Annotated in this window: 21 protein-coding genes and 4 pseudogenes; 10 read left to right on the top strand and 15 right to left on the bottom strand. The window is 68.0% G+C overall.

The features are described from left to right. The first annotated feature begins 72 nt into the window (after positions 1-72). The 3 genes from OHT01_RS00335 (at position 73) to OHT01_RS00320 (ending at position 2,993) form a co-directional block, all read left to right on the top strand. Positions 73-396, top strand: a complete 324-nt coding sequence (locus OHT01_RS00335; RefSeq protein WP_328551055.1) for a hypothetical protein — start codon at positions 73-75, stop codon at positions 394-396. 197 nt (positions 397-593) lie between these two features. Then, a complete protein-coding gene (locus tag OHT01_RS00325) occupies positions 594-2,198 on the top strand; it encodes a phospholipase D family protein (protein WP_328551054.1) in 1,605 nt (534 codons plus the stop codon). Positions 2,199-2,678: 480 nt separating this feature from the next. Beyond that, positions 2,679-2,993 (top strand): hypothetical protein, encoded by a 315-nt coding sequence (locus OHT01_RS00320; RefSeq protein ID WP_443043341.1) that lies wholly within the window; start codon positions 2,679-2,681, stop codon positions 2,991-2,993. Positions 2,994-3,212: 219 nt separating this feature from the next. Here the strand turns inward: OHT01_RS00320 and OHT01_RS00315 are convergent, their stop codons facing one another. Beyond that, a complete protein-coding gene (locus OHT01_RS00315) occupies positions 3,213-3,584 on the bottom strand; it encodes an acyl-CoA-like ligand-binding transcription factor (protein WP_328551053.1) in 372 nt (123 codons plus the stop codon). A gap of 156 nt (positions 3,585-3,740) precedes the next feature. Here OHT01_RS00315 and OHT01_RS00310 point away from each other — a divergent pair, with 156 nt between their 5' ends. The 3 genes from OHT01_RS00310 (at position 3,741) to OHT01_RS00300 (ending at position 7,208) form a co-directional block, all read left to right on the top strand. Next, on the top strand, positions 3,741-4,451 hold the full coding sequence (locus tag OHT01_RS00310) for an MBL fold metallo-hydrolase (protein WP_328551052.1): 711 nt from the start codon (positions 3,741-3,743) through the stop codon (positions 4,449-4,451). 108 nt (positions 4,452-4,559) lie between these two features. Then, positions 4,560-6,554 (top strand): ribulokinase, encoded by a 1,995-nt coding sequence (locus OHT01_RS00305; RefSeq protein ID WP_328551051.1) that lies wholly within the window; start codon positions 4,560-4,562, stop codon positions 6,552-6,554. A 216-nt stretch (positions 6,555-6,770) separates the two neighbouring features. Then, positions 6,771-7,208, top strand: coding sequence for a hypothetical protein (locus OHT01_RS00300; protein ID WP_328551050.1), 438 nt, complete (start codon positions 6,771-6,773; stop codon positions 7,206-7,208). 53 nt (positions 7,209-7,261) lie between these two features. Here OHT01_RS00300 and OHT01_RS40080 read toward each other — a convergent pair whose 3' ends face one another. The 3 genes from OHT01_RS40080 to OHT01_RS00290 form a co-directional block, all read right to left on the bottom strand. Further along, positions 7,262-7,681 carry a nuclear transport factor 2 family protein gene (locus OHT01_RS40080; RefSeq protein WP_443043503.1) on the bottom strand — a complete coding sequence of 140 codons (420 nt, stop codon included), beginning with the start codon at positions 7,679-7,681 and terminating at the stop codon, positions 7,262-7,264. A 111-nt stretch (positions 7,682-7,792) separates the two neighbouring features. Continuing rightward, the gene (locus tag OHT01_RS00295; RefSeq protein ID WP_328551049.1) at positions 7,793-8,191 is read right to left on the bottom strand and encodes a DUF6262 family protein; all 399 of its coding nucleotides are present in this window, start codon (positions 8,189-8,191) and stop codon (positions 7,793-7,795) included. Continuing rightward, the gene (locus tag OHT01_RS00290) at positions 8,188-9,003 is read right to left on the bottom strand and encodes a tyrosine-type recombinase/integrase (protein WP_328551048.1); all 816 of its coding nucleotides are present in this window, start codon (positions 9,001-9,003) and stop codon (positions 8,188-8,190) included. Before OHT01_RS00290 ends, OHT01_RS00295 begins: the two co-directional genes overlap by 4 nt. Between OHT01_RS00290 and OHT01_RS00285 the strand changes: the two genes are divergently transcribed. Further along, positions 8,897-10,012: a hypothetical protein gene (locus OHT01_RS00285; protein WP_328551047.1), complete on the top strand. Its 1,116-nt coding sequence runs from the start codon at positions 8,897-8,899 to the stop codon at positions 10,010-10,012. The genes OHT01_RS00290 and OHT01_RS00285 overlap by 107 nt on opposite strands. A gap of 77 nt (positions 10,013-10,089) precedes the next feature. Then, positions 10,090-10,386: a barstar family protein gene (locus OHT01_RS00280; protein ID WP_328551046.1), complete on the top strand. Its 297-nt coding sequence runs from the start codon at positions 10,090-10,092 to the stop codon at positions 10,384-10,386. A 749-nt stretch (positions 10,387-11,135) separates the two neighbouring features. Here OHT01_RS00280 and OHT01_RS00270 read toward each other — a convergent pair. The 7 genes from OHT01_RS00270 to OHT01_RS00240 all read right to left on the bottom strand — a co-directional run bounded on the left by OHT01_RS00270 (position 11,136) and on the right by OHT01_RS00240 (position 18,018). Then, the gene (locus tag OHT01_RS00270; RefSeq protein WP_328551045.1) at positions 11,136-12,383 is read right to left on the bottom strand and encodes a cytochrome P450; all 1,248 of its coding nucleotides are present in this window, start codon (positions 12,381-12,383) and stop codon (positions 11,136-11,138) included. Continuing rightward, on the bottom strand, positions 12,380-12,967 hold the full coding sequence (locus OHT01_RS00265; RefSeq protein ID WP_328551044.1) for a GNAT family N-acetyltransferase: 588 nt from the start codon (positions 12,965-12,967) through the stop codon (positions 12,380-12,382). The genes OHT01_RS00270 and OHT01_RS00265 overlap by 4 nt, the downstream gene beginning before the upstream one ends. 4 nt (positions 12,968-12,971) lie before the next feature. Then, complete coding sequence (locus tag OHT01_RS00260) at positions 12,972-15,341, bottom strand: B12-binding domain-containing radical SAM protein (RefSeq protein ID WP_328551043.1); 2,370 nt, start codon at positions 15,339-15,341, stop codon at positions 12,972-12,974. Between the two features lie 92 nt (positions 15,342-15,433). Continuing rightward, positions 15,434-15,625, bottom strand: coding sequence for a hypothetical protein (locus OHT01_RS00255; RefSeq protein WP_328551042.1), 192 nt, complete (start codon positions 15,623-15,625; stop codon positions 15,434-15,436). A gap of 34 nt (positions 15,626-15,659) precedes the next feature. Continuing rightward, positions 15,660-15,872 carry a hypothetical protein gene (locus OHT01_RS00250; protein WP_328551041.1) on the bottom strand — a complete coding sequence of 71 codons (213 nt, stop codon included), beginning with the start codon at positions 15,870-15,872 and terminating at the stop codon, positions 15,660-15,662. A gap of 46 nt (positions 15,873-15,918) precedes the next feature. Then, positions 15,919-16,959, bottom strand: coding sequence for a radical SAM protein (locus OHT01_RS00245; RefSeq protein ID WP_328551040.1), 1,041 nt, complete (start codon positions 16,957-16,959; stop codon positions 15,919-15,921). 249 nt (positions 16,960-17,208) lie between these two features. Then, entirely contained in the window at positions 17,209-18,018 is an 810-nt protein-coding gene (locus tag OHT01_RS00240; RefSeq protein WP_328551039.1) for an aKG-HExxH-type peptide beta-hydroxylase, read from the bottom strand. 615 nt (positions 18,019-18,633) lie between these two features. Between OHT01_RS00240 and OHT01_RS00235 the strand changes: the two genes are divergently transcribed. Together OHT01_RS00235 and OHT01_RS00230 are read left to right on the top strand one after the other, a co-directional pair. Then, positions 18,634-19,893 (top strand): MFS transporter, encoded by a 1,260-nt coding sequence (locus tag OHT01_RS00235; RefSeq protein ID WP_328551038.1) that lies wholly within the window; start codon positions 18,634-18,636, stop codon positions 19,891-19,893. A 166-nt stretch (positions 19,894-20,059) separates the two neighbouring features. After that, the gene (locus tag OHT01_RS00230) at positions 20,060-21,304 is read left to right on the top strand and encodes an RNA-guided endonuclease InsQ/TnpB family protein (RefSeq protein ID WP_328551037.1); all 1,245 of its coding nucleotides are present in this window, start codon (positions 20,060-20,062) and stop codon (positions 21,302-21,304) included. A gap of 366 nt (positions 21,305-21,670) precedes the next feature. Here OHT01_RS00230 and OHT01_RS00225 read toward each other — a convergent pair. The 4 pseudogenes from OHT01_RS00225 to OHT01_RS40075 form a co-directional block, all read right to left on the bottom strand. After that, positions 21,671-21,814 (bottom strand): annotated as a pseudogene (locus OHT01_RS00225) (IS5 family transposase); the annotation flags it as partial. Positions 21,815-22,517: 703 nt separating this feature from the next. Next, positions 22,518-22,616: pseudogene (locus OHT01_RS00220) on the bottom strand (IS5 family transposase); the annotation flags it as partial. A 61-nt stretch (positions 22,617-22,677) separates the two neighbouring features. Next, positions 22,678-23,382, bottom strand: a pseudogene (locus OHT01_RS00215) (ISAs1 family transposase); the annotation flags it as partial. 112 nt (positions 23,383-23,494) lie between these two features. Continuing rightward, positions 23,495-23,584 (bottom strand): annotated as a pseudogene (locus OHT01_RS40075) (transposase family protein); the annotation flags it as partial. Between the last annotated feature and the right edge of the window lie 206 nt (positions 23,585-23,790).

Here is a 23,790-nt window from a genome sequence, read left to right as displayed (position 1 = left end):
CGCCCTCGCCGCACCCCGTCCGGTTGCGCAGACGGTGCTGCGCCGACGTCTGCAGACGTTGTCGGCGCGGCTGTGGTGGCACCCGTTTTGGTCGCAGCCAGGGAGGGGCCCGGGAGCGCGGGCGGAGTTGCGCAATCGGGTCCGGGCCTGGAGTGCGCAGTGAACCGGCGTCCTGCGCACCTGACCGAGCGGGAGGAGCAGATCCTGCACATCATCCGCCGGTCCCTCGAGGACCGCGGTGAGGGTCCGACCGTCACGGAGATTGGTGTGGCGGCGGGATTGCGCAGCAAGAGCACGGTCGCGTACCACCTGCGACCGCGGACGGCGGGGTCGCGCTGGACGATTTCCAGGTCGATGCCGATTTCGGCGGCGTGTTCGATGGCTTTGGTCTTGTAGCCGTTGTCGGCCCAGGCTTCGGTGGTGGTGGGGTGGCGTGCGGCGACATGGGTGAGGAGTTGGGTGCCGGCGGCGGAGTCGTGGACGCTGGCGGCGGTGACGGCGACGGCCAGCAGGGAATCGCGTGGTGACGCGCTCAGGGGGTAACGGATCTATCAGGAGATCCCGGAAGGGCCGTCGACTGGAAGGACTGTCACGTGGAACGCGCCGACTGGCTGCTCACCTCCGCTCAGCGGGGGAATCCGGCGTCGCGGGTGGACCGCCGTCATGCCGACGGTGCGGCGTGGTCCACGGGCAACGACGTCCGCCCCCTGGTACACGGGGCGGTGTACTTCGCCGAGCTGCTCGCGGCCGTGCGGGCGCAGCGGGCCGGTGACATGTTGATGTTCACGGACTGGCGGGGTGACCCTGACGAGCTGCTGGACGGTCCGCAGACCGCTATCGGCGATGTGTTGTGCGACGCCGCACGCCGCGGTGTCGTGGTCAAGGGGCTGGTGTGGCGCTCGCACCTGGATCGGTTCCAGTTCAGCGAACAGGAGAACTACCACCTGGGGGAGGAGATCGAGGAGGCGGGAGGCGAGTGCCTGCTCGACATGCGGGTGCGGCCGGGCGGCTCGCACCATCAAAAGTTCGTGGTGCTGCGCCACCCGGGTCGGCCCGAGCGGGATGTCGCCTTCGTCGGCGGGATCGATCTGTGCCACAGCCGTCGGGACGACGCTGCTCATCAGGGTGACCCGCTGGCGCAACCCATCGCCGACGCCTACGGTTCCCGTCCGCCCTGGCACGACATCCAGCTGGCGGTGCGCGGGCCCGCCGTCGGCGATGTCGAGGCCACGTTCCGTGAGCGGTGGACGGACCCGGCTCCGCTCAGTCGCAGCCCGCGCAGCCGGCTGCGGGCGGCACTCCGGGACGAGGACACGCGGGCGGATCCGCTCCCGGTGCAGCAACCCGACCCGGGCCCGCGCGGTTCCCACACGGTCCAGGTCCTGCGCACCTACCCGAACCGCCTCAGGGGCTATCCGTTCGCTCCCGACGGTGAACGCAGCATCGCCCGCGCCTACACGAAGTCCCTGCGGCGGGCACGCCGGCTGATCTACCTAGAGGACCAGTACTTGTGGTCGGAGAGTGCCGTCCGGCCATTCGCCCAGGCTCTCGCGGATCATCCGGGCCTGCGGATGATCGCCGTCCTGCCGCCACTGCCGGACCAGGAGGGGCGGATCAGCACACCGATGAACCTGCTGGGCCGGATCCGCGCCCTGGAAGTCCTGCGACGGGCCGGCGGCGACCGGGTGGCCGTCTACAGCCTGGAAAATCACGCCGGGACACCCGTGTACGTCCATGCCAAGGTCTGTGTCATCGACGATGTCTGGGCCTCGGTCGGGTCCGACAACGTCAACCGGCGCTCCTGGACGCACGATTCGGAACTCAGCTGCGCTGTCCTCGACGAGACCCGTGACTCCCGTGAACCGATGGACCCCGGCGGCCTGGGCGACGGCGCCCGCGTCTTCGCGCGCGAGCTCCGGTTGTCGTTGAATCTCGAACACCTTGACCGCGACGGGGACGGGGAAGCGGCCGCACTCTGCGAACCGGGCCGCGCCTTTGCGGCCTACGCCGACTCGGCCGCCGCTCTGGACGCGTGGCACGACGACGGCCGCCACGGTCCGCGACCGTCGGGACGGCTGCGCACCTACCACCCGCCGCGCCTGTCCCGCATCACGCGCGCCCTGACCGACCCGCTCTACCGGGTCATCGCCGATCCCGACGGCCGCCCGCGCTCCCTGCGTCGGCACGGTGCCTACTGACGGTGTCCCGGACGGGTGAGGCGACCCCAATGCCGCGAGGGCAAGTCCACGTCCTCGCTGGTACTGCCGTGGTGGGTTGTCGGGTAGCGGGGACGCAGCAATGCGTCCCCGCTACCCGACGCGGCTGCCTCAGCACTCCGAAGCCCATCTGAACTGGGCGATCATCACTATGATGACCCGGCGCCTGCCCCGCAAAAGCCCCCGCACCAACGCGTGGACGAAAAGGCGACCGACTGCCCGCTGACGGCGGCTCTACTCGGCGGACTCCGGTTACCCGTCCCCTCGCCTTTCCGTAGCCTGCTGGAAGGCGCTGAGGAGGATCACTGCGCTTCAGGGAGCAAGCGGCACGGCAGGGCTCGCTCCGTGGCTCCGTTTTCCCCATCCGGCTCGACCTGATACAAGTGGGCCTGCGGCGTGCGGGTCACCGTTTCCGTCAGGAGGCCGACGGTCGCCCAGTTCGTCCCCGAACGGTCGGCCGAGGTGATCGTCTCGACCGCTCACAAGGCCAAAGGACGGGAATGGGCCCGTGTGAGAATCGCGGACGACTTCACCCCGCTCAAGGACAGTGACCAACAGGACGACAGCGGACGCCCCGTTCCCGGCCCGATCGAAAACGGCGGAGCCCGCCTCGCCGACGTGGCCGTCACCCGGACCCGCCAGCGCCTGGACATGAGCGGCCTCTCCTGGATCGACGATCACCCGGAGGGGAACCCTGCTCGGCGGCACCGGGGTATAGACAGCGCCACAACGCGACATGCGGCGGTGATCTCCTTCGCGACGTCGACACCCGGATGAGCAGTCGACGAGCGTTCACCTGCAGGCGTCAGACAGAACCGGTGAGGCCCCGGCCCGGGCACGAGCAGGGGCCTGCGGCCGCTTGCTATCAGTCACTGAAGCGATCTCGACGAGACAGTGCCTTCGGTCTCGGCCAACGAATCGTGGACCCTGCGTTCTCGTTGATGGGACGCGTCCGCCGGTCCGTTGCCCCGGGCGCCGCAGACTGAGCCGGTCACGTCACTCCGGAAGCCCCGACAGGGCTGCGCGCAGCGCTTGGCGGATTGTCTCCGCGAGGGAGGGTGACGTCGGTCCGTTGAGACCGCCAGACGAGGCCCACTGCTCAGCGGCGACCCGCAGCGCGCCGTTGAGTACGGCTGCCTGTACCCGGGGGGTGAGTGCGTCCTCCGAAAGCTCAGCCCGTGCCGCCAGCGCGCGGACGAAGCCCGACTCCGCCTCGTTGTGCACGGCCAGCCAGAACGCGCGGAGTCCTGGCTCGGTGCGCGTCAGCCGGATTATCTGCTGCGGTTGCTCGCGGGTCTCGTGGTCCTGTTGTACCCACTCGCCGCCGAGCACATCGGTCAGAGGGGAGCCGGGCGGCCAGGCGTGCACTCGGGCCGCCGCCTCCTCGGCTCCGATCGCTACCTCGTACGATCACTGACCCGGGAAACTGATCGCCGGTTCGACTTCGGGTCTGACTATCTGCCTCCACCACGAGTTTTGGCGGACAGCCCCGGAACGGGCACAGCGGCCTGCCAGGATGACCGGATGGGCAGCAGCATCGCGGTGCGTCGGCTCGACCTGGGCTACTTCGTCCGACCTGCGTCGGAGACCGGTGGCCCACAGCCGCGAGTTGAACCCGTACTCGCCTATTTGGTGCAGCGTGACGAAGGACTGATCCTCTTCGACACCGGTATCGGTGCCGCCGACCCCGAGACCGAGGCCCACTATCGACCCCAGCGCAGGGCACTGGAGGGCGCCCTCGCGGCCGCGGGAGTCACCCTCGCGGATGTCTCCCTGGTCGTGAACTGCCACCTCCACTTCGACCACTGCGGAGGGAACCCCTTGCTGGGCGGCAAGCCAATCCTGGTACAGGCCGTGGAGTTGGCCACCGCCCGCCAAGGCGGCCACACCATCGAGGAACTCATCGACTTCCGCGGCGTGACCTACGAGGAGATCGCCGGCGAAGCCGAGGTCTGGCCGGGCGTCTGGATCATCCCAACTCCCGGGCATACCGACGGGCACCAGTCGCTGGTGGTCCGGCAAAGCGATGGCACCGTGGTTCTCGCTGGTCAGGCACACGACTTCGCATCCCATTTCGCATCGGACCACCTGGCTCGCCACGCCGCTCTCCAAGGTCTGGATCAGCCGCTTCCCACCTATCAGCGATGGCTGGAGCGGCTCAGCGACTTCGACCCACGACGAGTGCTCTTCGCACACGACTGCTCAGTCTGGGAACCGCCCCATCGGAGCGGCTGAGACCATCCACCTCAGGCGTTACCTGATCACCGAACAGGACTGACCCCTTTGGAATTGATCTTCTAGGACTGGAACAGTGTCTGGGGCTGGGACTTTCCCGTTATGGCGATGACCGCCACTCGGCTGGGCCGCCCCGGCCTCGCCGTGGACGCCCGGCTGATGGAGACCGGCAAGAACCACTACCAGCCCATCGGGCACTGCCCTCAGATCGGCAGTCTGCTCCCGCTCTACCTCCCGGCCAACGGCGCCCTGATGACCGCGGTCTCCCTCATGGCCGCAGGCGGGGACGGACACGGCGTCAGCACCCCGGGCTTCCCCGACGACGGAACCTGGAACCTCCGAGACGAAGGCCTCCTGCCCTGGCCCGGCACCCCCCATCCGCACCGACCCACCCCCCGGCACCGCACCGAAGGCAACATCGTGAGCGCAGACAACCTCCCTCCGGTCGCCGTAGGCGTCGACTTCGGCACCCTGTCCGGGCGCGCCGTCGTCGTCTCCGTCGACGACGGCACCGAACTCGGCTCGGCCGTCCACGACTACCAGCACGCCGTTATCGACCACAGCCTGCCGCTCACCGGCGAACTGCTGCCGCCCGACTGGGCGCTCCAGCACCCCCGGGACTGGCGACAGGTCCTCCAGACCGCCGTGCCCGCAGCCCTCAGCGCCGCCGGGGTACGCCCCGAGCAGGTCATCGGTATCGCCACCGACTTCACCTCCTGCACGGTGCTGCCCGTCGAGGCCGACGGCACCCCCCTGGCCATGACATCCCGCTGGAGCGGCAGCCCTCACGCCTGGCCCAAACTCTGGAAGCACCACGCCGCCCAGGGACAGGCCGACCGCATCAACGACCTCGCCCACGCCCGGGAAGAGAAGTGGATCAACCGCTACGGCGGAAAGATCTCCAGTGAATGGCAGTACGCCAAAGCGCTCCAGGTCCTTGAAGAAGCATCCGAGGTCTACGCCGCCACCGACCGCTGGATCGAGGCCGCCGACTGGATCGTGTGGCAGCTGTGCGGATCGGAGACCCGCAACGCCTGCACGGCCGGCTACAAGGGCATCTACCAGGACGGCGCCTACCCCAGCCAGGACTTCCTCGCCGCGCTGCACCCGGGCTTCGCCGACTTCGCCGCAACCCGCCTTGAACACCCCCTGATCCCGCTCGGGGCCCGGGCCGGCTCCCTGACCGAGCAGGCCGCGGCCTGGACCGGCCTGCCCGCCGGCATCGCCGTCGCCGCCGGCAATGTCGACGCCCACGTGACAGCACCCGCCGCCCAGGCCCTCGACCAGGGGCAGATGCTTGCCATCATGGGCACCTCCACCTGCCACGTCCTCAACGCCGACACCCTCGCCCCGGACCTGCCCGGCATCTGCGGCGTCGTCGACGGCGGCATCGTGTCCGGCTCCTACGGATACGAGGCCGGCCAGAGCGCCGTGGGAGACATCTTCGCCTGGTGCACCCGCCTGGGCGTCCCGCCCGAGTACGAGGCCGAAGCCGCCGAGCACGGCGAGGACCTCCACCAGCTCCTGACCCGCAAGGCCGCCGCCCATCCGGTCGGCGCCCACGGACTTGTGGCACTCGACTGGATGAACGGCAACCGCTCCGTTCTCGTCGACCACCACCTCACCGGCGTCATCGCCGGACTCACCCTGGCCACGCGGCCCGAGGACCTCTACCGCTGCCTGCTGGAAGCCACCGCCTTCGGTACCCGCGTCATCGCCGAAACCTTCGAAGCAGGCGGCGTACCGGTCACCGAGTTCATCGTCAGCGGAGGCCTGAAGAAGAACAGCCTCCTGATGCAGATCTACGCGGACGTCCTCGCCCGCCCGGTCTCCGTCGCCCTGTCCGACCAGGCCCCCGCGCTGGGAGCGGCGATCCACGCCGCCGTCGCGGCCGGCGCCTACCCCGACGTCCGGACAGCCGCAGCCGCCATGGGCGGCAAACAGACCGCCGCCTATCTGCCCAACCCCGACCGCGCAGCGATCTACGACGCCCTCTACGCCGAATACCGCCGCCTCCACGACACCTTCGGCACCGGCGACGACAAGCTGCTCCACCGCCTGCACTCCATCCGCAACAACGCCCTCACCTCGCCGACGACATGAGAGTGCCGACCGCCATGACCACGCCCTCCGCCATTGCCGCCGAACTCGAGGACCTATGCAGGCGTTGGACTACGTAGAGGCGCCCCCTGCATCGTGCCGTGCTGCAGTGCGCGGGCCCCGGCCGGTGTGCTGATGCGCTGGCCGGGCAGTATGTGCCCAGCCATTTCCTGCTCGTGAGGGGTCGTCATGCGCTCCAGCTAGCGCGCCGCGTCATCCGTGCTGTTCGCCGCCGTGTTCCTGGCGGGCTGCACCCCGGCCGCAACGGGCGGATCTGCTGCGTCGCCGACCGGGACTTCGGCCACGAGACCGTCGGGCGCAGGCGGCGGCGCGGACCGGGCGATCGCGGTTGGAGCCGGCCCGCAGACCACCTACACCGTCCAGAAACAGCCTCCAGCCGGAAGCTGCCGTTTCCGGTACGAGAAGGGGGAGCCGCTGGAGGACCCGGCGTGCACGCCGGGTGCGATCTCTCCGGCGGTCACGCAGGCGAACCTGAAGTCCACGATCTGCCGCAAGGGCGGCTACACCTCCGGCATCCGGCCCTCCACATCCGTCACCGGCAAGGAGAAGGCGCTGAACGCGGCCTCGTACGGCTATCGGGGCTCCATGCGCGATGCCGAGTACGACCACCTCCTATCCGGCGTCGCGGCACTTTGAAGCAATGATTCCCCTGGCTGGTCGTCAGCGGCATGCCGCTGACGGGCGGCCATTTATGCGTGGGCCTCATCGGGACCGTCAACGTGAAGCGGTCCGTCACTCGGCGCCATTGGCGCTAGGTCGAAAGGACGTGTCACTCGGCGCCGTGCTATGCGCCAAGTACCTTCCTCGCGACGGTATTCGTCCACGTAGGTGCCTCCTCCTACGCTCCAGCGGTGGTCGGGAAGCTGGGCTAGAACCACGACGTCGGATCGTCCTGTCGCCCTGTCACCGTGGATTTGGACCGTTTGGTTGGCGGTGGCGTGCTGCATGATCGGGAAGGTCTGCCACTGTTGCTCTACCGCGGCGCGTATGGCGTCGATCCCGGTGAATATGCGGTCCGAGCCGGTCTCCCATACTGCGTCCGTTGTCCAAATTGTCTCCCAGCGGACGCGGTCGCGGTGATCGGCGCCTACGCAGTAGTCGTGGGCCAGGCGGTGCAGTGCGAGTTCGGCCTCGACTCGATCGAGGCGAGCGGTGAGATCTTCTAGCGTCGTCATGCCGGGCAGGCTACTGAGGATTGCGATGGCCCGCGGGCGGCCGCCTCATCGCTCCAATTGCCTTCGGAGGGCGAGTAGTTCACCGTGCGCTGCGGCCAGAGCGCCTTGCAGTTGGGCAACCTCTTGACGGTGTTTGCGGCGTTCGGTGGCCAGCTGCTGGCTGAGACGGCGGACCAGCGTGCTGACGGCGGCCTCGGTGTCGGGGTCGTGAACGGCACCGCTGACAGGGGCGCGCCGTGACCGGCGGAGGTCTTCGACTTGCGGGCGGAGGGCTGGGTGCCGGTAGATGAAGTCGGTGGACACGCCCGCCGCCCGGGCGATGGAGGCGACGCTCACGGGCTGCTGCGACGCGCGGGCCTGTTTCAGCGCCTTCTCGACGGCGCTCTCGGCGTGCTTTCGGCGCTGTTGGGTGGCCTTGGCGAGGGCTTCGACGCTGCGGCTCATGAGGCTTCCGGGGTGTCGTCGGCGGGATCCTGGCGGAGCCGTCGTTGCGGGGCGCCGGCGCCCCGGACGGCCGTGGTGGTGCCGTCTCTGTGGCGGATGCGCTCGATCGCCAGCAGTACTCCGTCCAGGGCGGCGATCTCTTCGCCGCGGCCGCGCAGCCAGATGTTGTCGTCGGTCGTCGGCTGGCCGAAGCGCTGGGTGGGGGCCTGCAGGCGCCGGTCGATGAGCTCGGCGGTCTGCTCACGCTGCTGTTGGAGTACGTCGGCGAAGGTGGCGTCGGTGACGAACTTCGTGCAGGACAGGCAGGCGTTGCCCTTGTCGCAGGACTGGCGGGGCGGCAGGGTGCAGTAGCCGTTGGGCAGGATCCGGTCGGTGCGCTGATCCAAGGCGAGTGCTTCGAACATCTCTCGCGGGTCGCGGTCGTAGGGACGGCCGTCGGCAGTGACTTTCTGGTAGCGCAGGAACTCCCGCTCGGCTGTCGCGGACAGGGTCCGGGCGTAGTGCAGGAACATCGTGGGGGTCTTGTGGCCCATGTAGCGCATGGCCACATGCAGGGGGACGCCGGCATTGAGCAGGCTGGTCGCCCTGGTGTGCCGGAAGGTGTGGGTCTTGGAGATCTTGATCAGGTGGCCCTGGTCGTCGCGCAGGTCGATGGCGGCGGTGAACGCCGTCAGGCGCGGACGGGCTGTGGTCGAGGGGGTAGCAATGGTCGCCGATGCGGTTGTTCCGCTCGCCCAGGAACAGGTACTTCGGGGCCACGCCGGCCCGGTTCTGGTCGGCCATGAAGGCGCGCGCGTACTTCTGCTGCTCACGAACCAGATCGAGGGTTTCCTGGTCGATCAGGATGGTGTTCTCATCGGTGATGATCTTCGTCTGCTGGTAGCGGAGCCGCGCGACGTGGCCGTCCGGGTCCGGGAAGGCGATGGCGACGATCGGGTCGAAGTCGAGCAGGGTGATCTCGCTGATTCCTCTGCCGGTCTTGATCAGCAGACCGACAATGCGGACCAGCTGTTCGTCGTCGAAGCCGTCCTTGTCCTTGGGCTGAGCGAGCAGGGTGCTGTGCTCGGCGATCCGGCTGATCACGGCGTCGCTGAGGACGGCATCAGGCGGCGGCGCCTTGGGACCGGTCGGCTTGTCGCCGTAGCGGAACAGCACGGTGTGCTGCGGACCCAGGCGCTGCCAGCCTGGTTCGTTCAGGGCCTCGGCTCCTTCCTGGCGTTCTTCGAACAAGAAGCGGTAGAGCTGCTCCAGCCCCGTCATCGCCGCGCGGCGCTGGATCTGGCCGAGCAGCGCCCCTTTGTTCGCTCCGCCCGTGCAGCGCTGCCGGTTCAGCCACTGCCGGAACCCCTGGACCCACCGCCCGAGCTGGCGCTGGTCGTCGACGAGGTGGGGTCCGTCGCAGCCCACGGCGTCGAGGTAGCGCTGGAACCACGAGAGGTTCACCTGGCGGGTGAAGGCGGTGCTCCAGGTGTAGACGCCACGCTCCAACTGGCGCGACAGCCACCACTTGGCGGCATCGCGGAGCCAGGGCGTAGTCAGGTGGCTGAAGTAGATCAGGTTGCGGCGCTTGGGTTCGTGCTCACGCAGCGGGATGCGCGTGTCCAGCTGGGGTTTCCACACATTCAGCTCCCACCACGGACCCCGGTGGTAGACGTGAACGAGGAGATCCAGCGTGCGGTGTCCAGTTGTTGCGGATGGCGGAGCGGGCAGCGGAACGACCAGGTCGTCTCCGATGCGACAGGTACCACCCGCAACACCACGCGACCCTCACTCCTGTCTGATCCCCATGCACGGCCAACGAGCCCGGGCACGCCTCGGTAGCGTCCGCTCTGGGGGCACAGCTAGGCCTGTCTCTTCGACCGGTGCGTGACTGTGGTGAGGCTGGTTAGGCTGCTGTGATGACGGACAGTGAGCTGATTGTTGACCTGCGCGGTCGGCTGATCGAGACACTCAACGATTTCTGGGACGCGGTGAGCGAGCCGTGCGGCCTGCTGGAGTGGTTCGGCCGGAATCTGGACGCATGGTCGGACACGATCGAGACCCGGGGCATCTCTGAGGTGATTGACAGCCACGACATCCTGATCGTGCACGTCGATCAGCAAGGTCTCTTCGACGGGCACCGACCGGAGGCCAACGTCCTGGCCGACATCTTCGACGGCGAGCAGAACCGCCTCATCGTTCACGGGCCGGCCTGACGAACCCTTCGGACGCCTTGTTCATCGCCGGGTCCAGATGAGGATGGCAGCACGGCGGATTCACTCGGCCGCGCCGTGCTGTGCGACACCACCCGGCCTGTCGGCAGCATCGTTGCCGTCACCATCAACGGCCGCGTCCAGCGGTTCCAGCTAACCGATGCTCCGTTGTGCGGCGGCGCGTTCGCAGCGGAGCCCCTGGACGAACACCGGTGAATAGGCGCCCTCCAGGGCCCGCCACCCGCAGCCTGTCGTAGTGCGCATCTGGTGACGTGAGGCCGTACCAACTTGAACACCTCGTCCGCGCGGGCGCATGAGCATGGAGGTGCCTGTTCGGGGCACGGTCGCCGTACTCAACCTGGCAGCTGGGGTTGTCGTTGAGGCAGGGCATCCGAGGGGTCCGCAGGGAGCCGTACCCCGAGGGCTTCGTCTCCGAGCGCCTCCAAGCGCGACTTCGGAACGGAGCCAGAGCTGCGCCACCTGCAACGCCCACTACCCCGGTCGTTACCCGAGAGCCGTGGCGCTCACCGACTTCGACACTCCGCCGGGCGGCCTTGCTGACGAAGTCGGCTTGGTCGCGCTGGGCGTTCTCCGCCCGCCTCGCGTCGTCGACGAGCAGCTCGTCGAAGTGGTCGGTGTCAGACGCCGGTGGGCGAGTCCGGGTCTGCGCCAGGACCTTGTGGGACCGCCCCGTCATCCACTACCGGTAGCCGAGGCTTCCTCGTGCCCGGGGGTAGTGGCGCCGTCGGGGTTCAGGATGGGACGACGCGAACCCTGAGCCGCCTGGGCGATCGAAAGCCGCGTCCCACTGGACCGTCGGAGTCCAGAGCCCATCTTGACGACTCGGTGGGCAGGGCCCCATCGAGCGCGTACAACACTTCGCTCGCTTCCAGAGCGGCGAGGCGGCGTCCGAGGCACGTGTGTGGGCCGGTTCCCATGGCCAGGCTCGGCAATGGCTCGCGTCGGGGGTCGAAGCGCTCCGGTTGGTGCCACCGGGTTTCATCGCGATTGGCCGAGGCGAGGTTGATGCAGACCAGGTCGCCGCGCCGGATCACCTGGCCGCAGAGCCCCGTGTCGGCGGTGCAGCGGCGCAGTACCCAGGTCAGGGGGCATTCCCAGCGCCAGCACTCCTGGACGACCGAGGAGGCTGCAGGCGGGTCCGTACGCAGCAGGTCCGCGACGGAGTGGTCAGTGAGGGTCGCGTACATCAGGGTGGCGAGGGAACGGAACGGCGGCTCTGTGCCCGTGGACAACAGCAGCCGTACTGCTGGGAGCAGTTGAGGCCCTGTCCCGATTTCAGGGTCTTTAGTGCCCAGGAGCAGGGCCACGAGGCTATCGGGGGCCCATGCCGATGGCGTGTTGAGCATCTCCTCTACGGCCGTGGAGATCTGACCGTTGGCGTCGTCGAGCAGTCCGACCGCCCAGGTGTAGAGCGTGCCGATCCGTGTACCGGGAGGGAAACCGATCATGCGCGCGATGGTGGCCAGGGCCACAGGGAAGGCCACTTCGGCGACCAGATCGCCTCCGCCGCGTGCGGCGACAGTGGTGAGTGCGGCGGCCGTGTCGGAGCGGATCGCGTCGCGGAGGCCGAGGACCGCCTGCCGGCTGAAGCCGCTGTGGAGGACAGTTCGCCAAATCCTGTGCTCTTGGTGGTCCATCTGAAGGAAGGACCTGCCGATCACCTGTCCCATGCTGTCGTCGTATGCCGACGACGAGAAGGTCTCCTCGTCTCGCAGGATGGCTTCGGCGGCGGTGAACGAGACGACGTGCCAGACAGGAGTGGACGTCTCCTCGGGTGCGTCCACGCCGGTGATCACTCGCTCCAGCGTCGATCGCTGCACGGGGTTCTGCCGCCGTAGCTGCGCGAACTCGGTGTGCGGATCGGTGGCCGCCGACCACGCCGCGTCGTTGTCAAAGGCACGGACCAGGGCGTACGCCGCCGCGACGTCCTCCTGAACGCTGACGGAGCTGGCGGCGAGGAGCGTGGGCACCACGGTCATGACACCCCCCGGACCTGGTGGCTGGTGTCAGGGGGCGGATCGTCCAGATGCCGAACGGCGATGCACAGGCCCGTCTCGGCGGGGTACCGGAGCCGGTTGCCCACCGTCGGGGCAGGGTCCTTCGTTGGTGCCTGCACCTGGAAGCCCAGCTTGTCCAGGAAAGCGATGCCGGGGGCCCAGTCCTGGGGGCAGGTGGCGGTCACGTGGCGCAGCCCACGCGCCGCGGCCTCCCGCAGGAGGTGGCGAGCCGCCAGGGTGCCCCCGCCGGTGCGCCGCACCTCAGGATCGATGAGGAACAGTCCGACCGAAAGGTCGTGTTCGTCGGGATGGGCGGCCACGGCGTCGACCACGCCCACCACGTCCGTCCCCTTGCAGAGGACCAGCAGGTGTTTCTGTGCGAAATCCGCGCCTTCGGGCAAGGAGTAGTACAGACTCTGCACGTCTGCCGGCAAGGTCGCGGAGCCGGTGGCCGTGAGCAGGTAGTCGTCACAGGCCGTGAGCACGCGGGCGACGCCGGGCTCGTCCTCCGGCAGCATGGGGCGCACCGTCAGGGGCGCCTCGTCAGAGATCCGGAATGGTTCCACCGCTCTACGCCGCCTGTCCTTGGGTGAGATGCCTCGGCTGCGGGAGTCCGGTGCCAGCCGCCTGATAGTGCAGGAACCCGTAACGGACCAGTGCGTCGGTGACGGTGTCCCGCGAAGCCTCCGACGCGGTCGTGCGGTCGTACCGCTGATACCGCCAAGTGTCGACGGCGTTACCCCGGAGCCGGATCGTCACTCCGGTGATGGGGTTGGAAAGGTGGTGGACTCCGTCGCGGCTGTTCAGAGCGATGCCGATCTCGGCACGGAGCACGGCGGCCGGTGCCTTTGCCTGCCGTCGTGAGGGCACTAGGAATCCGTGCCGGAGCAGCAGTGAGGCCGTGGCGGCGGGGTCGGAGCCGAGGTAGTGGCATTCCCGCTCGGCCAGCCACGCCACCATCTCGTGCGTGGACAGGCCGTTCAGCTCCTGCCAGGTAGTGTCGCCCTTCCAGTTGAGCTGGAGAAACCTGTCCTGGGCCGAGTTGTACAGAGCTATCGCCGGTTCGGAGTCAGTTTCTGTCGCCGTCCAGGGCACCCGGGTGAACGTCACGCCGGGGGCGATGCGCAGTAGGGCGTCCGGTTCCGGTGGGGGCCAGTTGAAGAGCGGGACGGACGGTGCCTCGGGCGGGGGCGCCTGGACGCAGGCCCGAAGGAAGGTGAACTCCTCGATTTCTCGTGCCATGGGATCGCCTGCAGCCCGGAACCAGACGGTGGTGTCGTCGTCGGACCCGGCCGCGTCCTTGGCGACCGCGAGGGTGTCCTGCTGGGACAGGCCCGCGTCGGTACGGTAGTTACGGCTCAGGCTGAGGTCGTCGCCGGGGTCGGGGGACTCGATGTGGACGCCGAACTCTTGCGGCCTGGTGCCGATGGGCGAGTGCACGTCCAGGACGAAGGGTGAGCCGCCCCAGGTCGTGTGTGCGACGCCGTACCGCTCGATGGACAGGCGTCGAACGGCCTCGGCGAACTGCACCGTGTGTGCGGCTTCTTCCCGGGTCTCGCCGGGGAAGCCGTGGATGACGAAGAGGTGGATCGGTACTCCGGCCTTAAGCATCGCGTTGATGTTCCGGTGGCCGTCCTCGATTCGCGTGCCTTTGCGCATCAGGTCCAGGACACGCTGACTCGTCGACTCCAGGCCGAAGTTCATCCGGCGGCAGCCCGAGTGGTGCAGGAGCCGTGCGAGTTCGTCGTCCAGGCCGCCGGCGAAGCGGGTCTCGCCGTACCAGAACACGTCGGAGGCGGGCACGAGCGCCTCGCCGATGTTGCGAAGGGTGCGCAGGCTCATGATTTCGTCGACGAACATGAAGTAGTGGGAGCCGTGGTCCGCCCGGAGCAGGTCCATCTCCTCGGCGACGGCGGCTGCAGGCCGCTGCCGGAAGGAATTGCTCGCGAACGGGATCGAGCAGAAGGCGCATTCCCAGGGGCAGCTGCGGGAGGCGAAGACGGGCAGGATTGGCCCTGGGGCGAGGTATTTTCCCAGCGGAAGTGCGTCGTAGGCTGGTTTCACGGAGGCCGAGATGTCGGCGCTCCGCCGGGGAGTGCGTAACAGGATGCCACCGCCGTCCCAGACAGCTCCCGGAATCGCCTCCCGGAAGTCCGCTCCCGCCGTAGTACCTATGTCGAGGCCGTCGATGACGGCGGCGAGTGCACCCTCGCCCTCTCCCGTCACCACGGTGTCGACATAGTCGAAGAGAGCGTGCCGGTGTTGCCATCGGTCGACCAGTCGTGTGGCGTAGTTGCCACCAAGGACCACGTGGATGTCGGGGCGCATTTCCCGCAGCATGGTGAGGAACGTGACCCCGGCGATCAGCTGGGTGTCGGCGGACATGCTCACGCCGACCACACCGACTGCGGGGTCGCGGAACAGGTCGAGGTCGAGCATCCGGTCAAAGGCCCAGCGGTAAGGGTTACCCTCGGGGTCGCCGCTCGCCGCCAGCACCTGGACCGTCGACTCGGCTGAGTATGCCGAGGTGTTGGACACCAGGTCGAAGTCGCAGTGGGAGAATGCCCCCGAGATCAGCCAGAGCGCGTCGCGTACGGTACGGCGGGCCCAGTGGAACGCGGTCGGCTCGTGCAGGGTGTCCAGGGACCTCAGCCGCGCCTTCGCCTCCTCGATGCCCCGGATCGCGGAGGGGGCGACCAGAAGACCTCGCTGGCGTGCCCATTCGTCCTCCAGGTCCGCCGGAGGGCGCGTGGCCGCCTTCTCCCGTAGCTCCTGAAGAGTTGCGGCCGAGAGCATCCAGTCGATGCACTCGATGCTCAGATCGTAGGCGGTGGCCTCGTGGCCGCGTGCTCGGAGGTCTCCCAGGAGCAGGGGCACCGCGAGGTGCGGGGCGTACGCGTTCCACAGGGGCGGGTTCACCAGAACGGTCTTCGTGCCCATCGTCTTCCCTATCGGTCCGTCCTCCTGGTGGGGCCGGCACCCGGACGGTGGTCCGGGTGCCGGTCGAGGTGACGTGAGGCTGGCCCACGTCACTACTTCTGGTCGTCCGTCTCCGTCTCCGGGGCGGCGCCGGACGTGTCCGGGCGCTTGGCCTTCATCGACGGCAGCAGGGCGTACTGCGCACCAGTGCGCACTTCCGGCTGTACCACCTCGACGGCGGGTCCTTCACCGGTCGCGCCGGCCGCCGCCATGAGGTGCTCGAGGTCCGTCTTCTTCTTCGTCATCACTTCACCTCCCTCCCGCGAAGCGCCGGGTCGCTCACGCGGTGGCGATCAACTCCTTTTCGAGGAGTTGTGCCATCGCCGACTCGAACGCCTCCTGGAGTTCTGGTTCGCCTATCCGGCCCTTGTTGAGCTCCTTGAACGAGGCGAAGATCTGCGAACCAGACGATCCGTCGCACAGCTCCACGACTACCCATGCCACGGGGTTCAGGTAGTGGATGTCGGGCCTGCGCGGTGTGTAGGCGAGCATGCAGTTCCACTCGGGGACAGGGCGGAACCTGGCGTGTGGGCTCTGCTCATAGCAGTCGGCTCGTTGCCGGTACGGCAGGGCTGACACGCCGGTCTTCGAGGTCGTCGGGGAGCTGAGAGACATCGATCCCTCCGTTGGTCGTCGTGCAGAACGGGTCGGGGGTGTCCCAGCGGCCGGTGAAGGCGAAGGCCGTCGACCTGCAGCCGCCTGAGGACCCCTGGGTCTCTTCGCAGGACTCGCAGCCGCCGTCCACGTGGCCGGAGCGATTGTGCACGTAGACGGGGTCGTTCCAGGTGCTCAGCCAGCTGACCTCGCGGACGTTGCCGTAGTCGGTGTAGTCCCGCAGGTAGGCGCAGCCGACGGAGCGGCCGGTGGCGTCCACGCCGGCGTTCTGCCAGCAGCAGTTGCCGTCCTTGGGGTGCCAGGAAGTCATCAGGTGTACCGAGTCGGGTGCCTGCAACGCATCCAATGCGGCCATCTGGTCGGGCAGCCGGAGGGCCAGTTCCTTCCACTGAGTGCGAGCCCGGCCCAGGGGGTAAAGGCGAAGCACTCCAACCCGGGGGACACCGAGTTCGGCGGCGAGGTCGAGCACGGCCTGGAGCTCGTGCACATTGCGCCGCGTCATGATGATGAGCAGGGAGACGGGAAGCCCGGCTGCCTGGGCGTTCCTCACTCCTTGGACCGTCCGGTCGAAGCTGCCGGGAACTTGTACGTGCCAATCGTGGGTGTCCGCGGTGGCGCCGAGGACGTCCACGTACACCTCGCCGATCCCGATTCTCTTCAGTTCGGCTGCCACCTCGGGGGTCAGCAGCGTGGCGTTGGTGCGCAGACGAGTCATCACGTGTGGAGTCAGCTCGGCGAGAAGACTCAGGGCGTCCGGGCGGTTGAGGGGTTCGCCTCCCTCCACGAAGACCTCGATCACCCCGGATTCGGCCATCTCCCGGATGAGCGCCGCGTACTCGGCCCGGCGCATCTCCTGGCTGCGGGGCTCGGCCGCGCAGTCGCCGTAGCACTGCCGACACTTGAGGTTGCACGACTGTGTGACCTGCAACCAGCTCTTGAGGGGTTCGTTGAGTACCAGATCCATGGGGCTCCGTCCTGATCGGTAGCGTGTGGCACGGGTGCTGAGGTGGCCGGAGCGAGGATGCCGATGGCCGGTGGGGCCACGGATCATCCGCGAGCGTGCAGGCATGCCGGGGCGGTGAACGGCTCGCGGCCGCCACCGTGGCCGGGCCCGGCAGGCACCGGGTGGAGATTCAGGCGGTCTCCACACCGGGGGACGGCCAGCGGTGTGCACGGTGCTTCCGTACGGGCCGGGGGTGTGGTGGCGCTCCGGTTAGGACGCCACCCGCTCGACGGTGTGGGAAAGCGGGTCGGACTGGGTCCGGTGCAGCTCTGTGAGCCAGTGCAGGAAGTCCCTGCCTGCCGGGCCGAGACACTCCTCGGAGTAACGGGAGACCTTGTCGAGAAGGCTGGTAGCCCGGAACGCGGCCGTCTGCGCGGCTTGCCCGAGGTCGGGCTTCTGGCTGTGGTGGGCGCGCTGCTCGAACCAGGCGCAGAGATGGACGTAGACGTGCGCGGCGGCCAGGGCCCGGTCGATGGGCCATCGGGAGACCTGGGACGTTTCATGCCACTCGGGTGCCACCGTGGGCGCGGTGTCCGTGTCGTAGGCCGGGGCGAAGATCGACCGTGTCGCCTGCAGGTCGTACAGGCGTAGGTGCACGAACTCGTGGACCATCGCTTCGGCCACTCGCTCGGGGGTCCGCATGCAGCGGACGGCTACGAAAGCCGCGCCGGGGATCTCGCGAGTTGACGCGCTGTCGAAAGCGTCGGGACCATCGACAGCGACGACGTAACGGGCGTGCCGCAACAGACCGCTGCACAGGTCGGGGGCGGTGGCCAGCATCAGATCCACGGCCGTGCGAAGCGTTGTGGCCTGCTCGGCAGTGAGGCTCGTCAGGGTGTCGGCACCCTCACCCGCGCTGAGATGGCGGCGAAACAGCGTCTCGAACGTCTCGTGGACATCGGCCGGCAGGGTGGGGTCCGCGAGCAGGTGAACTTGGTGGCCAGGCAGTTCGACCGTCTGCCGGACGCCGGCACTCTCCTCCTCCGTCGCGAGCGTTGCGCCGAGCAGAGGTCCGTCCATGAGCGAAACGATTTCCGCTGTACAGGCAGGGATGTTCCGAATTCTCCGCAGCGCCTGGTCGAGTTTGTGACGGACGGTAGGCTCCAGGGCGGTGTCGCGAAGAATCCTGTGACCTGCGGAATCGATTGGACGGATTTCAGGAGCGACGCATTCGAGTAGGAAGTCGTAGCTCTCGTATAACCGATCGACGATTCCGTCCGATCGAGCGAAGATTGGATGCTCGGCGAGTGTGACGAGTGCAGGTTTATGCATACGGTGGCCCCTGTCGAAGGAAAACCCCCCGCTAACCGCGAAATACGATGAGGGTGATGTGCGGGGTAGCGCCAACAGTGTTCGTAGCAAGAGTTGTTGATACCAGATTCGCACCTGGCGACCCATCGAAGCTGCCACGGCGGGAGGAGCACAGTCAAGCGTCACGAACAACCTAGGCGAATATTTCCGCCACTCAGTGAAAGAAAGTAAAAGTCTCCCCCGGGACAGGAATGGTTCGCCGTACACGGGGCACTTGCGTCGAGTTACCTGTGCCTCCCTGCAGACGATGGGCACAGGTGGGCTCTTTCGGACGCGCGGTGTCCGCGCCGCGCTCTATCATCGACGAAAGGCATATTCACCTCGATGAGTTGCGCCGATTCCCCCTCACCCTCGTTGGATCAGTCGCAGGCAAGGGCCCTGCGCCGACTGATCACCGCCAACGTGCTCAGCTCGGTGGGGGACGGTGCGCGGTTCGCGGCACTTCCCCTCCTGGCAGCGTGGCGCACCGAGGACGTGTTCTGGGTATCCACAGTCGCGGCCGCGAGCCGTGCGGCCTGGCTCTTGGCACCGGTCATCGGCACTCTGGTGGACCGCATGCCCTGGCGCCGGTCGATGGTGGGAGGCGATCTGGCGCGGTGCGCAACACTGTCCCTGATGTGCGCCCTCGTGGTGACCGGGTGGACACCGGTGACGGTCCTGGTGCTGCTGGCGTTCGTTTCGGGCGTAGCCGAGGTGTTCTTCGACAGCGCCGCACAGGCCGTCGTGCCGGCGTTAGCCACCGACCAGCAACTCGAGCGAGTCAACGCCCGGGTCATCTCCGCGCAGATCGTCGGAACCGGCTTCGTGGGCCCACCTATGGGAGCTGCGCTCTGGACGGCGTGGCACCCGCTCCCTTTCCTCCTGGACGGCGCGACGTTTCTCGCGTCAGCGCTGCTGCTCACGGGGCTTCCGAACAAGGCTGCACCGGCCACGGCGGACGGTGAGTGGGGAATGCGGAGCCTTCTGCGCGGCACCTGGGCCGGGTTGCGGTTCCTGGCACGCGATCGGGTTCTGCGCCCTCTCATGGTGGTGGTCGCAGTCCTGGGCGTGGGACAACAGGCGGTCTACGCGGTCCTCGTGGTCTACGTCGAACAGCGGCTCCATCTACGCCCCTTCGGGTACAGCCTGATGCTGGTCGCCGCAGCCGTCGGCAGCCTCGCCGGGGCGAGGACGGCGCCCCGGATCGTGGAGCGGCTGGGGTCTGGGCGGAGTGTGAAAGCGTCAGTGTCCGTCTCCGCGCTCGGCTACCTGGTCGTCGCGGTACTCCCCTGGTGGCCGCTGGTCGCCGTCATGCTGGCCCTCAACAGCGCCGGGGTGGTGCTGTGGAACGTGTGCACGGTCTCCCTTCGGCAGCGTCTCGCCCCGCCGGGCATGCTGGGACGGGTGGCCAGTGGCTACCGACTCGCCGCATGGGGGGCCATGCCCATAGGCGCTGCGGCGGGCGGTGCCCTAGCTCAGCACGTCGGACTCAACGCCCCCTGGGCACTGGCCGGCCTGCTCCTTGTGGCGTGCCTCCCGTTCCTGGGCTCGGTGGCCCCAGCAGCATCCGGCGCGGAGGAGGCCGAAACCCGCCCGTCCCCCTGAACTTCCAGGACTGGCCCCAGGCCCGAATCGCTTCATCGGGTTTCCTTCGTGGATACCCCGGCCTTCAGGCGGGGGAGGAGGCGAAACTGCTGCGGAGCAGGGCGGGGAGAGCCGGTTCGCTGCTGGGTGGACCGGCGTTGTCAGTGGTGGCCGTTAGGTTGGTCGCGTGCATCTGCGGTACTCCTTCCGACTCGAGCCGACGCCGGGCCAGCGCATCGCGCTGGCCCGTACGTTCGGCTGTGCCCGGGTGGTCTACAACGATGCGCTGGCCGCGAGGAAGGCCGCGTACCGGGCGGACAAGTCACAGATCGCGACGGGTGCTCTGGCGAAGCGGGTGATCACCGAGGCGAAGAAGACGCCCGAGCGGGCTTGGCTCGCCGAGGTGTCGGTGGACGCCCTGCAGTCCTCTCTTCGTGATCTCGATACGGCGTACGCGAACTTCTTCGCGTCGGTGTCGGGGAGGCGGCGGGGGCGCCGTATGGGGCTTCCGGTGTTCAAGTCGAAGAAGGACAACCGGCAGGCCGTCCGTTTCTCCAGGAACGGGTTCCGGCTGCGGGACAACGGCCGGTTGAACCTCGCGAAGATCGGGGACGTCCGGGTCCGCTGGTCTCGGGAGCTGCCTTCCGCTCCGTCGTCGGTGACTGTGGTCAAGGACGCTTCGGGCCGGTACTTCGCGAGCTTCGTGGTGGACGTCGAGCCCGAAACGCTGCCGCCCGTGGATGCCGAGGCCGGTATCGACCTGGGGCTGATGCATTACGCCGTTCTGTCCGACGGGCGGGTGATCGACAACCCACGCTTCCTGCGGCGTGCCGAGCGTCGGCTGAGGAAGGCGCAGCAGACGTTGAGCCGCAAGGCGAAGGGGTCGAAGAACCGGGCCAAGGCCCGGCTGAAGGTCGCCCGGGCGCACGCCCGGGTGGCCGATGCGCGCAGGGACTGGTGTCACCAGAGCGCTTCGAGGCTGATCCGCGACAACCAAGCGGTCTACCTCGAAGACCTGGCGGTCTCCGGCCTGGCCCGCACTCGCCTCGCCAAGTCTGTGCACGACGCCGCATGGGGCATGTTCCGCCGGGTGCTGGAGGAGAAGGCGGCCCGCTACGGCCGGCACGTCGGCATCGTTTCCCGCTGGCTGCCCTCCTCCCGGACATGCTCGGTCTGCTGGGTCGTGGACGGGAAGAAGCCGCTGCACGTGCGTATCTGGCGGTGCGAAGGCTGTGGTACCGAACATGATCGCGACCTCAACGCGTCGCGAGTGATCCTCGCCGCCGGGCAGGCGGAGAGGCTAAACGCCCCTGGAGGGCCGGTCAGTCCTGGAGTGGAAATCCCACGCCAGGCACGGCCCGTTGAACGGGGAACCCACCCGAAGGCCCAGCCGGTCACCACCGGCAGCCAGGCGGGAATCCCCGTCCTTTAGGGCGGGGAGGATGTCAAACAGGAAGAAGCTGTCCCTCGCGAAGCTGCCGAACCCGCTGAGAGGTCGTTTTCACACAATTTGTTCCACTTCAGCATCCCCAGAAGGCCACTCGCACCTCTCACGCAACGGGCCAGAGCGCGCCGCGGTAGACGCAATCGCCGATACGGCGATTCTTTGGAATGAGACAGGCTTTCTTGGATGAGACAGACAATCCGGTCGCCCGCTCAGCCTCACCGACCGCAAGGAACACTGGCGCCTCAAGAGCCGAGTCTCATCACGGCGACATGTTTGGATCAAACAGACTCTACTGATGAAAACGACCTCTGAAAGGGCGTTTTGTTCCGGCGAGGTTGTTTGGTTCGAGGTTCAGGTGTCGCGCCAGGTGGGGGTGGATTCGCGGGTGAGTCGGCGGCTTATGAGGTCGATCATCGCGACGTGGATTATGGCTTCGGAGCGGTGGGGGTGGGTTTCGTAGTCGCGGGCCAGGCGGCGGTGATGCATGAGCCAGCCGGATGGGTCGGCCGCGCGGTGAGGTACCTGCCGTGGCAGGTCCTGTTCCGCGCGGCCTCCCGCCGAACCGGACGTGACGGTTTCCCATCATCCGGCTCTCCAGTGACTACAGCGTGAGCGGTTCAGGCTGCTCGCGCAGGACACACACCGCCGTTGCGGCGATCTGCACTCGCATACCTCCCGGGTCTGGTGTGTCCGAGCCACCTGGCCCCCTTCGCCCTGTGGACGGCTTTCCCGTCCTCCCTGGCCGGTCGTTAATCCGGCGACTACTACGGGGCCTCCGTCGCCCTAGGACTCGCGTCCCGTAGGCGATCCCACGTTCGTCTCTGTCCGTACGTTCTAGCGCGAGTTAGGCGTCCCACTCATCTCCTTGAATGCCCTCGCTGGGCATCGCTCCGCACCCCGGAGGTGCACGGGGGCACGATCGAACCCCATGCAGGGTGCGGCGCCGGTTTCAGCTGTCCTTCCGGCGGATGAGAACTTGCATCTGCTGGAGATTGGGCTTCAAACAATCCAGTCTTCGCCATGTCGCGCGGGCCTCCCAGCACCCCGTCTCCGACAACTGAGCCCGGTCACTGGTTTCCTGACATGCTGTTGTCCCCTTCACCTTTCGGATCCAGGTAAGTCATCAGGCCCAGGAACCTCCTTCCGAGTTCCTCCCGGCTGAACCGGGGATACAAACAGAGCGCCTCGTGGCGCACAACGTCCGCTCCACTACCCAACGCCGCGGCACCACCTTGAAGCCTTTGACGCCCGGCTCGCGTTGGACGACTTCGACTTCGACGTCGATGCCGAGGCGGGCGTGGAGCGGTGCCGGTGCGTACGCGGGAGGCGTCCTCGGCGTACGTGGTGTCCCTGACGTGGTGGATCTTGTTCTCGATGCCCCAGTGGCCGCGGACGTGGCGGGCGATCTCGGTTGCGTCGGCCTGCTCCGCGGTCAGGTCGGTCACCCCGTAGATGCGTTCCAGGGTGACCTTGCCGGTGGTGACGATCCGTCGGCGGCGCACGATCTGGACGGCCTGCACCGCGTGTGGGAACGCGATCCCGGCGACGGCGGCGGCCTTGATCCGGCGGATCTCGTCGCGGCCGTGCGCGGTGGCCCGCGTCTTGTCCAGGAGTGGCACTTCCCGCCATGGCAGGGCCTTCAGCCACTGGTGCAGGGTGGGCTGATTGCCCTTGATCAGGGCGATGTAGTGGGCGTGCTTGTCCTCGACGAGGAAGCGCGCGTGGGCGGTCTGCGAGTGGAGGGCGTCGAAGGTGACCACCGTGCCGTGCAGGTTGAGCGGGGCAAGCAGGGGCTGGAAGACCGTGATCTCGTTGGTCGTGGCGTCCACCTCGCGCTGGGCGGTGACCAGGCCGGTCCCCGTCATCGGGGCGAGCAGATGGACCTGGGTGCCGTCGGTGCGGCGGGCACCGCGCACGGTCTTGCCGTCCACGGCGAGGGAGGGCAGGGGCCGCCGGTCGCGGTCGTTCTCCTCCTGGCCAGCGGCGCGTTCGCGCCCGGCGAGCCAACTTCCGACGGCTGTATCCAGCGCGTCGCCGTCGATGTGTTGGAGGACACGAGGCACGGGCCTCGGCCGGGGTGACGGGGCCGTGGTCCGGGTCCTGGCATGGGCCACCGTGCCGGGCCAGGACGTTGGGCGGGGCGTCGGCGGCCCAATCCGCGATCGCGGCCAGGGACTTCGCTCCGGCCAGGACCGTGCACGCGGCCAGGGAGAGGACGAAGGCGAGCGGGTGGCGTCGGCCCTGGTTCCGGCGGGGATCGGGCACCTGGGCCAGGCAGGTCAGCAGGCCGGGGAGGTCATCGGGGACGGTCGGCGCGGTGTCGGGGAGTTGGTCCAGGGGGCGTGCGATGAGTGAGGATGAGCGGGCAGGCACGGTCTTCCGTCGTGGTGATCAGGGACTCGACACCTCATGATCACCGGAAGTCGTGCCTGCCTCCGCGTCCGCCCCCGCCGACCATCCCGCAGTCCTGT

This window comes from Streptomyces sp. NBC_00358, from assembly GCF_036099295.1.
Lineage (GTDB): Bacteria > Actinomycetota > Actinomycetes > Streptomycetales > Streptomycetaceae > Streptomyces.
The sequence above is the reverse complement of the archived record's forward strand: the minus strand, read 5'-3'. Positions and strand labels throughout refer to the sequence as shown.